Consider the following 14,619-nt stretch of genomic DNA (forward strand, 5'->3'; position numbering starts at 1 on the left):
TGGAGGATCCTCAAAAAGAGGGAGCTTCCGAGAAGCGGTATTTTTTATGTCATTTTCGCTAAATAAACCGTCATTTCCTTCATTTTATTGAATTATCCTCCTAATTTTGCTAAATTAAAAGTAAATATGGGAAAGTCCAATTTTATTTATGGGGACAACAAAAATACCAATGAAAAAGGGGATGAATCAGTGGAAAACCGAAACAACCGACTATTAAATGCGAAGCTAAACAAGTACATTGTTCCAGGCATTATGATGTCGCTGGCTCTTCAACTGGGAAACATTGTGGACACCATTTTTGTAAGTAATTTAATTGGTGTAGAAGCCATGTCCGCAGTCACCATGAGCCTTCCTGTGGAAACCATCGTCCAGCTGACCGGCTACTGTCTGGGTGTAGGAGGCTCCATTGCAGTAGGAAATCTGCTTGGTAAACGAGATAAGGAAGGTGCTTCCAGACTATTCACAGCCACTTTCCTGGTAACCCTTGTGGTAGGCCTTCTTTTTTCAATCTGTGCCTTCTTTACCGCAGGTCCTATTTCCAGACTTCTGGTATCCGGCGACGGCATTTTGACAACCTATACAAGAGACTATATCCGCATCAGCATGCTGGGTGCGCCGGTAATCGGAATTGGTCTTTTGATGGTAAATTATCTTGGCGTGGAGAACCATCCGGAGCTTGCCTCCATCTACCTGATTGCAGCCAACGTGATAAATCTTGTGCTGGATTACATATTCCTCAGATTTACACCCCTTGGAGTCACAGGTGCATCCTTGTCAACCGTACTTGGATTCCTTTTTGCCATGGTAGTGTTCCTTTTCTACGTCCGTTCTGATAAGCGAAATATCCGTTTCGTGCGGCTGAAACCAAAGGACTTCGTGATCGTCAGGGAAGCCGTGGTCACAGGTGTGCCCATGCTTGTTTTCATGGCAACCAATTTTGTAAAAGCTCTTGGCCTGAATACCATCATCATGAACCAGATCGGGGAAGACGGAATGGCAGTATTCACAGTCTGCGACAATGTTCTTCTGATCGTGGAAATGCTGACCGGCGGAATCATTGGGGTGATCCCAAACGTTGCCGGAATCCTCTTCGGCGAAAAAGATTACGTGGGAATCCGCGTTCTCTGCAACAAAATGCTGAAATACAGCTACATGGTTCTGGCCGTTATATTCGTCCTGATCATGGTGTTCACCGAGCAGATCACCATTATGTTTGGAGGCGGCGGAGAACTGGGCAGGGAAATGGTTCATGCCCTGCGCATTTTTGCCCTGTGTGTTATTCCCTATCTCTGGAATAAATTTATTGTGAGCTACTATGAATCCATCGAAGAAACCGCCATCGCAAGCTTTGTTACCTTCCTTGAAAATGCAGTGGCAGTTCTGCCTGCAACATTTATCGGAATATCGATCTGGAAACAGATTGATGGAATCGGCACAAATGGAATTGGTGTCGCATTCGTAGCCACGGAGATCATAACCGTGATCGCAGCCTGGATCTTCCGTAAGATCAAACACAAAAATTCTACCTTTTATATTGTCCCGGACAAAAATCCTGGAATCAATCTGGATTTCTCCATCAAGAGCACCATGGAGGAGGCTGGAACTGTAAACCGAAGGATCATGGATTTTTGCAAGGAAAACGGCGTATCTGGAAACAGAGCCAATCTTGCCGCTGTGTGTGCAGAAGAGATGACCGTGAACATTATCCAATATGGCGGAAAAACCTCCAACTGGATCGACATCAATCTTTGCCTGGAGGATGACATTTGCAGATTGAGGATCAGGGACAACGGTGTGAACTTTAATCCGTTGGAATACAGCTATGACCATGAGGATTTCGATATCCATGGAATCGAGCTGGTGAAAAAGATTTCAAAAACAATGGATTATATCCGCGCAATTGATATGAATAATACCATAATATCATTTTAGGAGGTGCAGGAAATGTCTGACATTAACGAAAGAAGCAATTTTGTTTTTCAGTTTCAGCCTGTAACAAAATTATTTGAAGAACAGGTACGGCTTCATCCTGACAAATGCGCTGTAGCCACAAGTAAGGAAAGCTTTACCTATGGACAGCTGAATGAAAGAGCAAACAGAATTGCCCATTCTCTTATTGAAAAAGGCGTTGGCCGTGAAAAAATCGTAGGCGTGGTACTGGAGCGCTGCTGTGATTTTTATGCAGTCCGGCAAGGTATTTTGAAGGCTGGCGGCGCATTTGCTGTTGCAGCCCCGGACTATCCGGATGACCGTGTACAGTTCATCTTTGAGGATGCAGGAGCTCCCTTTATTATTACCACAAGGGAGATTCAGAAGGAGCGCCAGGAGCTGCTTTCCAAGCTTTCCGGTACAGTGCTTCTGCTTGAAGAACTTCTGGAAAACCCAAATGCCGAAAACCCGGATACCGGGATTCAGGAGCATGACCTTTGCTATTGCATTTACACCTCCGGTTCCACTGGAAAGCCAAAAGGTGTTATGATCGAGCATATCAACCTTGCCAATTTTGTAAATCCCAATCCTAAGAATGCAGAGACGTATGGCTATGTAAGCAGGGGAAGTGTTTCCCTTTCCATGGCAGCCATGACATTTGATGTCTCGGTACTGGAGGAGTTTCTCCCTCTTACCAATGGAATGACAGCAGTGATCGCAAGCGATGAAGAGATTCTGAATCCCATTATGCTTGGAGATTTAATTGTAAAAAATAAAGTGGATATTATGACCACAACTCCTACCTATCTTTCTAATATGATCGATCTGCCCCAGCTTCAGGAAGCAGCAGCCCGGATCAAGGTATTTGACGTAGGAGCAGAAGCATTCCCGCCTGCACTTTTTGACAAGATCCGCGCAGTAAACCCGGATGCTTATATTATGAACGGCTATGGACCAACCGAGACCACCATCAGCTGTACCATGAAGGTGATCACCGACAGCAAAAACATTACCATCGGAGAGCCAAACGGCAATGTTCAGGTGTATGTGGTTGACAAAGAGAACAGGATTCTTCCGGACGGAGAGACAGGAGAGCTTGTAATTGCAGGTCTTGGCGTAGGTCGGGGCTACATCAATCTGCCTGAAAAAACAGCAGAGGTTTTCATCACTCTTAACGGAGAAAGAGCCTATAAAACAGGTGACCTTGCCAGGATCACTCCAGATGGGGAGATTGAATTTTTCGGAAGAATTGACAATCAGATCAAGCTCCGCGGCCTCAGGATCGAGCTTGGAGAGATCGAAGAAGTGATCAACAGCTTCGAAGGAATCATCACCAGTATTACCGTACCGGTTGATAATAAATATCTTTGCTGCTACTTTATGGCAGACCGCCAGATCGATACTGAGGCGCTTGCCGGTTATGCATCAGAATCCTTGGCTCATTACATGGTTCCAGACGTTTTCATCCAGCTGGAAAAAATGCCATTAACCCAGAATGGCAAAGTTGACAAAAAAGCATTGCCGAAGCCGGTGGCTCAGCCAAAGAACCTGAAAGAGCCGGAAACACCAATGCAGAAGAAGATCTTTGACATTGTAGCCAAAGTAGTAGAAAACGACTTCTTCGGAATTGACACCAGCTTTTATAAGGCAGGCCTTTCCTCCATTAGTGCAATGAAGCTCTGTGTCCTGATTTCAGAGGAATTTGGCGTTACTGTAAAAACAAGCGATATCCACGAGAACAACACCGTGGAAAAACTGGAAAAATATATCATGCTGGCACCAAAGATCAGAACCTACGAAAAGAGAGAGGTTTATCCTCTTACTGGTTCCCAGAAGGGTATTTTTGCAGAATGCAGCAAGAATCCGGAGAGTACCGTATACAATATCCCCTTCCTTTTCGAACTGGATCCTGCAGTGGATACCCGGAAATTATCTGATGCAGTTGCCAGAATGGTAAATGCCCATTCCTATCTGCTCACGCAGGTATATCTTGACGATAATGGGGAGATGGTACAGCGCCCTGGCAATGAGACTTTTGTGCCGGAAGTGATCGAGACCACAAATGAAAAATTTGCCAGCCAGAAGGAAAGCCTTGTACGTCCGTTTAAGCTGGAAAAAGGACGTCTCCTTCGTGTGGCAATTTATGTGACAGAAGATAAGAAATACCTCTTTACAGATTTCCACCATATTATTGCCGACGGAAACTCCTACGATATTATTTTCGAAGATATCAACAAGGCTTATATGGGCGAAAAGCTGGAAAAAGAGTCCTATACCGGATTTGATGCGGCTCTTGACGAAGAGCAACAGATGAAAGAAGGCAAATACAAAAAAGCCGAGAAATACTATGACAGCATTTTTGAAGGAATTGAAACCGAATCCCTTCCTATGCCGGACCTGAATGGAAAAGCTCCGGAAAAGGGTTATCTGGAAAAGACCATGAGCCTGAAGGAAGAGGCTATTCTTTCTTACTGTGAGAAGCTGGGCGTTACCCCGAACATTTTATTTACAGGTCTGTTCGGCATCCTTATGGCGAAATACTCCAATGCAGAGGATAGTCTGTTTTCCACTATTTATAATGGACGAAACGATTCCAGACTTGAGAACACAGTCTGCATGCTGGTAAAAACCCTTCCTGTTTACTGCAAATTTGACCCGAAAACCACTGTACAGGCATATATGGCAGAGCTTTCCGAGCAGATGTTATCCTCCATGGCAAATGATATTTTCCCATTTTCCGATATCTGTGCCAAATATGGATTGAATTCGGATCTTACTTTTGCATACCAGGCAGAGTTAAGCGACGATTATCCAATCGGAGACACCATTGCCAGAGGCCACGACCTTTCCCTGGATATGGCAAAAATGCCGCTGCTCATTCAGGTAAGAGAGTACAATCATACCTATGTGCTTACCGCAGAGTATCGCAGCGACATGTACAGCCAGGCCTTTATTGCCGGAATCCTGGATTCCTATGAAGCGGCTATGAGTTCCGCGCTGAAGACAAAACTTGTTTCCGAAATCTCCGTGATTTCCCAGCGTGGAGTGGATAAGATTGCAGAATTCAACCATACAGAAAGTGAATACGACAGAAACAAAACAATTTCGGATATGTTTGATGAACTGGTGGAGACCATTCCGGACCATACTGCTGTTGTATATAAAGACAGAAAATACACTTATAAAGAGTTGGACGAGATCAGCGACAGACTTGGAAAATACATTGCATCCCAGGGAATCGGCAGGGAAGATGTTGTTTCCATCCTGATCCCACGCTGCGAATACATGGCAATCGCGCCAATGGGTGTGATCAAAGCCGGTGCAGCATACCAGCCTCTTGATCCTACATATCCGAAAGACCGTCTGATGTACATGCTGGAGGATTCTGCTGCCAGGCTTTTGATCGCAGACAGAGAGCTTCTGCCGCTGGTAGACGGATACCAGGGACCTGTATTGTTTACAGATGAGATCCCACAGCTGGAAGAGCGTGACGTGGAACTTAAGAAGCCAGAGCTTCATGATCTGTTTATTTTACTGTACACCTCCGGCTCCACTGGCGTGCCCAAAGGCTGTATGCTGGAATATGGAAATATCACCGCATTCTGCCATTGGTATAAAAAGTATTACCATTTAGATGACAGCTCCAAAGTAGCGGCTTATGCATCCTTTGGTTTTGACGCTTCTATGATGGATATTTACGGTGCAATTGCAAACGGCGCAGAGCTTCATATCATTCCTGAAGAGATCCGCCTTGACTTTATTGCCCTTCAGCGTTATTTCGAAGAGAATGGCATTTCCCATTCCTTTATGACTACACAGGTTGGAAGACAGTTTGCAATGGAAATGGGCTGCGAGAGCCTGCAGTATCTTTCCGTAGGTGGTGAGAAGCTTGTTCCTATGGAACCGCCGAAGGATTATAGATTCTTTAATGCTTATGGTCCTACAGAGTGTACTATTTTTACAACCGTATTCGAAGTGGATAAATATTATCCAAATATCCCGATAGGAAAAGCGCTTGATAATTTCAAACTTTATATAACTGATAAGTTTGGTCACCTGCTTCCATATGGCGCCTGCGGTGAGCTGATGATCTCCGGATGGCAGGTTTCCAGAGGCTATCTGAATAAGCCGGAGAAAACAGCGGAAGTTTATACTAGGAATATTTATGACGATGCCGAAGGCTACGAAGTCCTGTATCATTCCGGTGACGTTGCCAGATATCTTCCAGATGGAAATATCCAGATCATTGGAAGAAAAGACTCCCAGGTTAAGGTCAGAGGCTTCCGAATTGAGCTTTCTGAGGTTGAGGAAGTGATCAGAAGATACGAAGGCATAAAGGATGCGACGGTAGTTGCTTTTGATGATCCAAATGGCGGCGGAAAATACATTGCAGCCTATGTGGTATCTGACGAACAGGTTGACATAAGTAAACTGAATGACTTCATCAAAGAAACCAAGCCTCCTTATATGGTTCCGGCCGTTACCATGCAGATCGACAAGATCCCGCTGAACCAGAACCAGAAGGTAAATAAAAAAGCCCTTCCGCTTCCAGAGCGAAAAGTGGAAGAGATTGTGAAGCCGGAGAATGAGACTCAGCAGAAGCTGTTCGACTGCATTGCAGAGGTACTGGGCTATACCGAATTTGGTATTACCACAGATATTTATGAGGCAGGTTTGACCTCCATTACGGCTATCAAGCTGAATATCCTGATCTCTAAGGCTTTTGACATTGTAATAAAAACATCTGACATTAAGGACCACCCGACCATCCAGATGTTAGAGGGCTTCGTGAAGACTGCCGGAAAAGAGACCCAGCATGAAATTCAGGAAAATTATCCTCTCACCAATACCCAGGAGGGAATTTTTATCGAGTGTACTGCAAATATGGGCTCCACCATTTACAACATCCCATATCTTCTGAAGCTTGACAAAAAGGTTGATCTGGACAAGCTGGCAGCAGCAATTGACAGCACCGTTGCAGCCCATCCTTATCTGAAAACCCGTCTTTTCATGAGCGACGAGGGAGAGGTTCTTCAGAAACGTGATGACGCTTTGACTTATAAGACACAGATCATAAATGGAATGAACCGGGAGACACTGGTTCGCCCGTACATGCTGTTTAATGAGCAACTTTTCCGTTTTGAAATTTACAGAACCTGTGATGGAAATTATCTGTTCCTTGACATTCACCATATTATTGCCGACGGTACCTCACTGGGCATTATCCTGAACGATATCAACCGGGCTTACAGCGGAGAAAAGCTGGAAGTGGAAGCGTATACTTCCTATGACCTGGCTCTTGATAACAGGGATACGCTGGCAAGTGATGCTTATAAAAACGCAGAGAATTACTATAAATCTATTTTCGAAAATGCCGGCGGAAGTATCAACTTCTATCCGGACAAGAGCGGAGCAGTACCTACCGCAGAGATGTACCACCGCGAGACCAGTGAGTTTTCCGTACAGGATGTGAAGGCATTCTGCAAAAAGCATGGAATTACAGAGAATGTATTCTTTATTTCTGCTTTTGGTATCACACTTGGAAAATACAACTTCAAGAAAAACGCAGTATTTACCACCATTTACCACGGCAGAAACGATTCCAGGCTTTCCGATACCGTGGGTATGCTGGTAAAGACACTTCCTGTTTACTGTGATTTCTCAGGAAGCACGAAGGATTGCCTGAATGATGTTCAGCAGCAGCTGATTAATTCCATGAACAACGATATTTATCCGTTCTCCCAGATCAGCCACGAGTTTAACATCAAAGCAGATGCGATGGTAATTTACCAAGGCGACAACTTTGCCTTTGATAATATCGGCGGGGAATATGCACAGGAGGAGCCAGTTCAGCTGAATGCGGCGAAGGCACCTGTTTCCATCAGTATTTCAATTGAGAGAAATAAATTTGTCTTTGAGATTGAGTACAGAGGTGACATGTATAATGAGGAGACCATCAAGTATCTTGCAGACAACCTGGAAACAATGGCAGATGGAATCCTGAGAGAATACCAGCCATCAGAGATCAAGCTGATGTTTGAGGAAGAGACCAGGATGGAAGACGATCCTTCCCATGCTGGAAAGACCTTTGTGGATCTGTTCCGGGAAGCTGTTGCAAAATATCCGGACAGACCGGCTGTAAGAGACGGAATGGGCGAGCTTACTTATAAAGAACTGGACCACATGTCAGACTATGTTGCCCAGAAGCTCACCGAAAACGGATTCGGAAGAGAGAAAGTAGCAGGTATTTTGTGCGGAAGAACAAAGGAATATGCGGTTGCTTATATCGGTGTTATGAAAGCCGGCGGCGCATATGTTCCGCTGGATCCGGAGTATCCGCAGAGCAGAATTGAGTACATGCTGAAGGATTCCGAGGCAGAAAACCTGCTTGTAATCGACCGTTACCGCAGCCTGGTAGGTTTCTACGACCAGAATGTGATCAGCCTGGATGATGTGGCAGCAGAATCCAAAGACTTTGCGCTTTCTGTAGAGCTTACCGCCCCGAAACCGGAGAACCTGGCCTACATGATCTATACCTCCGGTTCCACCGGAAAACCAAAAGGCGTTATGCTGGAGCAGCGGAACCTGCTGAACCTGATCGAGTATATCCTTATGACAAGGAAACTGACTCCAGATGATATTGTGGCAGAATTTGCAAGCTTCTGCTTTGATGCATCTGTGATCGATCTGTTTGCCCCGCTTACCGCAGGTGCTGTGTTGTACATTTTACCAGAGAGCATACGAAAAGATGCGGTTGCTGTTGGAAAATTCATAAAAGAAGAAAAAATTACTACAGCTACCTTCCCGACCCAGATGGGCGAGCTGGTTGCAGAGCTTCTTGATGACGCTCCGAGCCTGAAATTTGTTACCCTGGGCGGTGAAAAGTTCAAGTATTACCGGGATAGGACCTACCAGATGATCAATGGCTACGGCCCGACGGAGAATACCGTTTCCTCCACAGAGTTCTGGGTTGATAAACAGTACGATAACATCCCAATCGGTAAGTCACAGCGGAATATCCGCAGCTACATTGTGGACGAAAACATGAACCGGCTTCCAGTGGGCGCTTCTGGCGAGCTTTGCCACGCCGGACGCCAGATCGCAAGAGGATATCATAACCTTCCAGAGAAGACGGCTTCCGTATTTGTGGAAAATCCATTCTCCGTATGCGACGAGGACAAACGCCTTTACAGAACCGGCGATATGGTCCGCATGAAAGGTGACGGAAACATTGAGTATATTGGCAGAATTGATTCCCAGGTTAAGATCCGCGGCTATCGTATCGAGCTTGGTGAGATCGAAGGTGCCCTTCTGAAGCACGATCTGGTAAAGAATGCAGCAGTTACCGTAATTGAAAAAGGCGGAAACAAATATATCACCGCATATTATACCGGTGAAACCATTCCGGAAGACCAGCTGAAGCCATTCCTGAATCCGCTGATCCCGGATTACATGATGCCTTCCTTCTTTGTTCATCTTGAGGAAATGCCGGTAACTCCTGGCGGCAAGATCGACAAAAAGGCACTTCCGGTACCAGAAGTAACCACTACAGCCAGCACAGACTATGTAGAGCCTGTTACCGCTGTCCAGATCGCACTTTGCGAGATATTTGAAAAAGCACTTGGCATTGAAAAAGTAGGAATCGAGGACAACTTCTTTGAACTTGGAGGCTCCTCACTTACTGCATCAAAGGTTGCCGTTATGTGCCTTTCCAAGAATATTTCCATTGTATATGCCGATATTTTCAAATATCCTACCATCCGCGAGCTTTCTGCGATCGTGGATAACAGCGAGACATTTGAAAATCCGCAGAGCGAGAACGAGTTCTCCAGCTACAATTACAACCGGATCCAGAGCGTGATCAGCGGAAATGTGGAAGAAAACGTGAACCAGGTGACAAAGGAAGAGATTGGTGATATCCTGATCACAGGAGCAACCGGCTTCCTGGGAATCCATGTTCTGAAGGCTTATCTGGATAATTACGACGGCAAGGTTTACTGCCTGGTACGGAAAGGCAAATACGAGTCCATGGAGAAACGAATGATGCACATGCTGATGTACTATTTCGATAATCCATGCCAGGAACTGTTTGGAGAGCGTATCATCTGCGTAGATGGTGATATTACCTCGAAAGAACAGGTGGAAAAATTTGCAGATTATAAATTCAGCACCATTATCAACTGTGCTGCCTGCGTAAAGCATTTCGCAGCTGGAGATGTGCTTGAAAAAATAAATGTACACGGAGTAGAAAATCTGATAGAATTCTGTAAAAACAATGGCCGCAGACTGATCCAGATTTCTACCGTCTCTGTAGGTGGAGAAGGATCCAACGGTGTTCCGCCAATGGACAGAGTCTTTAATGAAAACGATCTGTACATTGGACAGAGCATTACAAACGAATACATCCGCACCAAGTTCCTTGCAGAGAGAGCTGTACTGGAGGCTGTTTCGGAAGGTCTTGACGGAAAGGTTATCCGTGTAGGAAACCTGATGAGCCGAAATTCAGACGGTGAATTCCAGATTAACTTTATTACAAATGGATTCTTACGAAGCCTGAGAGGCTATAAGGCAGTTGGCAAGTTCCCAATTGGCGCAATGCATGAGATCACAGAGTTCTCACCAATTGACTCCACTGCACTGGCTGTTCTGAGACTGGTACAGACAGACCGGAGATTTACCGTATTCCACGCATGCAACAGCCACCATATCTACATGGCAGATCTGATCTATGCAATGCGGGAACATGGATTTGACATTGACATTGTAAGTGATGAAGAGTTTGAGGCTGCAGTAAAAGAATTTGCGAAGACCAGCGATGATTCAGATGTGGTTTCCGGACTGATCGCGTATACTTCTCATAATGAGAATGAGATCTATACCCTGGATTACAGCAACAGGTTCACCGCACAGGTTCTTTACAGACTGGACTACAAGTGGCCGGTAACAGATGACAGATATCTGGAAAGCGCTATTGAGGCACTTGACAGACTGGCATTCTTTGACTAATGATGGAATGAAGTTACTGTCTGCAGAGGCTGTATTGCATACTGTTGGGCAGTACTGATTTACTCAGTGGGCGGGGGACTCGTGTTGGAATAAGTCCCCTCCTAGCGCCTGCTGCGTGCTAACCCCGGAAACCCGCAGAACGTGTTTCCCGTAACTTAAAGGAGGAAATTGTAATGGAAATTGTAAGTAAAACAGAAGGCAGTAAAGTAACGATGGAGATCACCGGATGGCTTGACACCCAGACTGCACCGCAGCTGGAAAAAGAGCTGTCAGCACTTGATCCAGGCACTACAAGCCTTGTATTTGATTTTGCAAACCTGGAATATATTTCTTCTGCCGGACTTCGTCTGGTAATCGCCGCTTATAAGAAAATGGCAGGCAAAGAAGGCTTTAAGATCGTAAATGTTTCTGATGAAGTGTACGATGTTTTCAGCCTTACCGGATTTGACCAGAAGATCAACATTGAGAAGAAGTAAAGGCTAAATTCGTGCATGGCGAAGCTAATGGCTGTAGCTGGAGGCAGCATGCGGTACTTTTTATAGTAAGAAATGATAAAATTATACAGAATTAATATCAATGCTCTTGCGGATCCCCTGCAGAATGAAAACCTTCTGGAACAAGTTTGCCCAGAAAGAAGAAAAAAGGTCATCCGGTATCTTCAGCCGGATGACCGTAAAAGAAGCCTGGGTGCAGGAATTATCATCAAAAAGATCCTGGAGGAAAACGGGCTTTCGGAGGGCTGTCTGAAATACTCTGAGAATGGGAAGCCTGTGGCGGATCATCTCCATTTTTCGCGGCAGGCAGGTCAAACTCGCGGCGCGTCTTTGGGCTCGTTTAATATATCTCATGCTGGGGATTACGTTGTTGGCGTGCAATCAGACCGGGAAGTAGGCTGTGATATTGAAAAAGCAGTAAACGCGCCCCTTGAGATTGCGTCGCATTATTTTTGCCCATCAGAACGGAAATATATAGAAACTGCGGCAGATCAGGACAAAGCCTTTTTTACGCTCTGGACTTTAAAGGAAAGTTATATGAAAATGACTGGCAGGGGAATGAGCCTTCCGCTTGATTCCTTCGAGATCGTCCGGACAGATACGGGATTTGCACTGGGAAAATCACCGGAAAAACCAGGCTTTTTCAGGACGATGGAATTTGAGAATTATATTTTCTCGGTCTGTAATGAAAGTGATTTTACATTAAATCAGAATGAATTTTTCGATATTCTTTGACAGAAAATTTTGGTCAAAAAATCCTTAAGAATTATATGTAAAAGACTTGACGGATATGTCTGCTGTGTGGTAAACTGTACAAGCGACATGGAAGTTAGGTCTTTTTTTTATGCCGAAAAACGGTGGCGGATACACCGAAGAGGCTGATTTAAGACCATGCAAATGAAAACACTGGAGGTGGAAGTTGTGCGCGTTAGGATTACATTAGCATGTACAGAGTGCAAGCAGCGTAACTACAATATGACCAAGGAGAAAAAGAACCATCCTGAGAGAATGGAAACCAAGAAATATTGTAAGTTCTGCCAGAGACACACAATGCACAAGGAAACAAAATAGTCACTTTAGATTGTGAGGTTAGGCTATGCAAGAAAAAGAAAAATCTGCAGGCAAGACCGCCAAGGTTAAGGAGCCGAAGAAATCCTGGTTCCAGGGGCTGAAGGCAGAGTTCAACAAAATTGTCTGGACAGACCGTGATACACTGATGAAACAGTCAGTTGTTGTTATTGTCATAACCGTAATTCTCGGTGTGATCATCAGTGTGATGGATGCAGGCATTCTGGAATGCATTAATCTTTTAATCAAATAAGGACAAAGGTGATTGTATGTCAGAAGCAAAATGGTACGTTGTCCATACCTATTCCGGTTATGAGAACAAGGTAAAGGCCAACATTGAGAAGACAATTGAAAACCGACATCTTGAGGATCAGATTCTGGAAGTACGGGTTCCTCTGGAAGACGTTGTGGAGATGCGTAATGGTGTTTCCAAGCAGGTCCAGAGAAAAATGTTCCCAAGCTATGTTCTTATCAACATGGTCATGAACGACGATACCTGGTATGTTGTCCGGAATACCCGTGGAGTGACTGGGTTTGTTGGTCCGGGATCCAAGCCTGTACCGCTCACAGAAGAGGAAATGAAGCCGCTGGGCATCAAAGATGAGACTGTCCGCGTTGATTTCGTCGAGGGCGATACCGTAGTAGTAACAGGCGGAGCCTGGAAAGAGACTACAGGCGTTGTGACTGCCATCAATCCGCAGAAGCAGCTTGTAACGATCAATGTAGAGATGTTTGGACGCGAAACACCGGTTGTGATCAGTTTCGCAGAAGTTCAGAAAATGTAACAGACAAAGGTAACACAATATCGTGGGAGGGACATACCCCCGCCAATACCACATAGGAGGTGCCGAAAATGGCAAAGAAAGTAACAGGATATATCAAATTACAGATTCCCGCTGGTAAAGCAACTCCAGCACCACCTGTAGGTCCGGCTCTTGGACAGCACGGTGTAAATATCGTTCAGTTTACAAAAGAGTTCAATGCAAGAACAGCTGATCAGGATGGTATGATCATTCCTGTAGTAATCACTGTTTACGCAGATAGAAGTTTCAGCTTCATAACCAAAACTCCGCCGGCTGCAGTTCTTCTTAAGAAAGCTGCAAACATCAAATCCGGTTCCGGCGTACCGAACAAAACAAAAGTTGCTAAAGTTACAAAAGCTCAGGTTGAGGAGATCGCTCAGCTTAAGATGAAAGACTTAAATGCAGCATCCATCGAAGCAGCAGCAAGCATGATTGCTGGTACTGCAAGAAGTATGGGAATTGAAGTAGTTGATTAATCACAAATAGTAAGTGGGAGGGCTTTTCCCCGCAAATACCACAGGAGGTTATAGAAATGAAACGAGGAAAGAAATACGTGGAAGCTGCTAAGGCAGTAGACCGCGCAACATTATACGATACTAATGAAGCTATCAGCTTAGTTAAAAAAGCTGCTGTTGCCAAATTTGACGAGACTATCGAAGTTCATATCCGCACAGGCTGCGATGGACGTCATGCAGATCAGCAGATCCGTGGTGCAGTAGTTCTGCCACACGGCACAGGTAAAACTGTCCGTGTTCTTGTATTTGCTAAGGATGCAAAAGCTGAGGAAGCTAAGGCTGCAGGTGCTGATTTCGTTGGCGCTGAGGACCTTATTCCGAAGATCCAGAACGAGGGATGGCTTGACTTTGACGTTGTTGTTGCAACTCCAGATATGATGGGTGTTGTTGGACGTCTTGGTCGTGTACTTGGACCGAAAGGTTTAATGCCTAACCCGAAGGCTGGTACAGTAACTATGGATGTTACAAAAGCTATCAATGATATCAAAGCTGGTAAGATTGAGTATCGTCTTGACAAATCAAACATTATCCATGTGCCGATCGGTAAAGCTTCCTTTACTGAGGAGCAGTTAAGCGACAACTTCCAGACGCTGATTGGAGCTATTGTAAAGGCTAGACCTAGCACACTGAAAGGACAGTATTTAAAGAGCGTTGTTATCGCTCCGACAATGGGTCCTGGAGTGAAGATCAACCCGATCAAATTAGCTTAATAGATGAGATGAAGAGCACTCACCGCGAGGTGGGTGCTTTTTTTCATGTCATAATTTTGATATTTTATAGTGAGTTTTGGTATATGTTTTTTAT

Annotated in this window: 9 protein-coding genes; all 9 read left to right on the top strand. The window is 44.9% G+C overall.

What is annotated here, in order from left to right; genetic code table 11:
• Window positions 1–126 precede the first annotated feature (126 nt).
• The 9 genes from ACTQ50_RS09660 to rplA all read left to right on the top strand — a co-directional run bounded on the left by ACTQ50_RS09660 (window position 127) and on the right by rplA (window position 14,525).
• Entirely contained in the window at window positions 127–1,932 is a 1,806-nt protein-coding gene (locus tag ACTQ50_RS09660) for an MATE family efflux transporter (RefSeq protein WP_441484014.1), read from the top strand.
• 12 nt (window positions 1,933–1,944) lie between these two features.
• The gene (locus tag ACTQ50_RS09665) at window positions 1,945–10,935 is read left to right on the top strand and encodes an amino acid adenylation domain-containing protein (RefSeq protein ID WP_441484015.1); all 8,991 of its coding nucleotides are present in this window, start codon (window positions 1,945–1,947) and stop codon (window positions 10,933–10,935) included.
• 173 nt (window positions 10,936–11,108) lie between these two features.
• Window positions 11,109–11,411, top strand: coding sequence for an STAS domain-containing protein (locus ACTQ50_RS09670; protein ID WP_226821642.1), 303 nt, complete (start codon window positions 11,109–11,111; stop codon window positions 11,409–11,411).
• 72 nt (window positions 11,412–11,483) lie between these two features.
• Window positions 11,484–12,164, top strand: a complete 681-nt coding sequence (locus ACTQ50_RS09675; protein ID WP_441484016.1) for a 4'-phosphopantetheinyl transferase family protein — start codon at window positions 11,484–11,486, stop codon at window positions 12,162–12,164.
• Between the two features lie 186 nt (window positions 12,165–12,350).
• Window positions 12,351–12,500, top strand: coding sequence for a 50S ribosomal protein L33 (gene rpmG, locus ACTQ50_RS09680; RefSeq protein ID WP_117853039.1), 150 nt, complete (start codon window positions 12,351–12,353; stop codon window positions 12,498–12,500).
• 25 nt (window positions 12,501–12,525) lie between these two features.
• Window positions 12,526–12,750, top strand: a complete 225-nt coding sequence (gene secE / locus ACTQ50_RS09685) for a preprotein translocase subunit SecE (protein WP_441484017.1) — start codon at window positions 12,526–12,528, stop codon at window positions 12,748–12,750.
• Between the two features lie 16 nt (window positions 12,751–12,766).
• Window positions 12,767–13,282, top strand: a complete 516-nt coding sequence (nusG, locus tag ACTQ50_RS09690) for a transcription termination/antitermination protein NusG (protein WP_173718537.1) — start codon at window positions 12,767–12,769, stop codon at window positions 13,280–13,282.
• 68 nt (window positions 13,283–13,350) lie between these two features.
• Window positions 13,351–13,776, top strand: a complete 426-nt coding sequence (gene rplK, locus ACTQ50_RS09695; RefSeq protein ID WP_117852954.1) for a 50S ribosomal protein L11 — start codon at window positions 13,351–13,353, stop codon at window positions 13,774–13,776.
• Between the two features lie 56 nt (window positions 13,777–13,832).
• Entirely contained in the window at window positions 13,833–14,525 is a 693-nt protein-coding gene (gene rplA, locus ACTQ50_RS09700) for a 50S ribosomal protein L1 (RefSeq protein WP_118577943.1), read from the top strand.
• The last annotated feature ends 94 nt before the right edge of the window (window positions 14,526–14,619 follow it).

Source organism: Blautia sp. Sow4_E7, assembly GCF_052116245.1.
Classification (GTDB): domain Bacteria; phylum Bacillota; class Clostridia; order Lachnospirales; family Lachnospiraceae; genus Blautia_A.

What these genes read in the sequence shown, in the direction of transcription:
- rplA (WP_118577943.1), top strand. Translation starts at nt 13,833, where the DNA reads ATGAAACGAGGAAAGAAATACGTGGAAGCTGCTAAGGCAGTAGACCGC.
- ACTQ50_RS09660 (WP_441484014.1), top strand. Translation starts at nt 127, where the DNA reads ATGGGAAAGTCCAATTTTATTTATGGGGACAACAAAAATACCAATGAA.
- ACTQ50_RS09675 (WP_441484016.1), top strand. Translation starts at nt 11,484, where the DNA reads ATGATAAAATTATACAGAATTAATATCAATGCTCTTGCGGATCCCCTG.
- nusG (WP_173718537.1), top strand. Translation starts at nt 12,767, where the DNA reads ATGTCAGAAGCAAAATGGTACGTTGTCCATACCTATTCCGGTTATGAG.
- rplK (WP_117852954.1), top strand. Translation starts at nt 13,351, where the DNA reads ATGGCAAAGAAAGTAACAGGATATATCAAATTACAGATTCCCGCTGGT.
- secE (WP_441484017.1), top strand. Translation starts at nt 12,526, where the DNA reads ATGCAAGAAAAAGAAAAATCTGCAGGCAAGACCGCCAAGGTTAAGGAG.
- ACTQ50_RS09665 (WP_441484015.1), top strand. Translation starts at nt 1,945, where the DNA reads ATGTCTGACATTAACGAAAGAAGCAATTTTGTTTTTCAGTTTCAGCCT.
- ACTQ50_RS09670 (WP_226821642.1), top strand. Translation starts at nt 11,109, where the DNA reads ATGGAAATTGTAAGTAAAACAGAAGGCAGTAAAGTAACGATGGAGATC.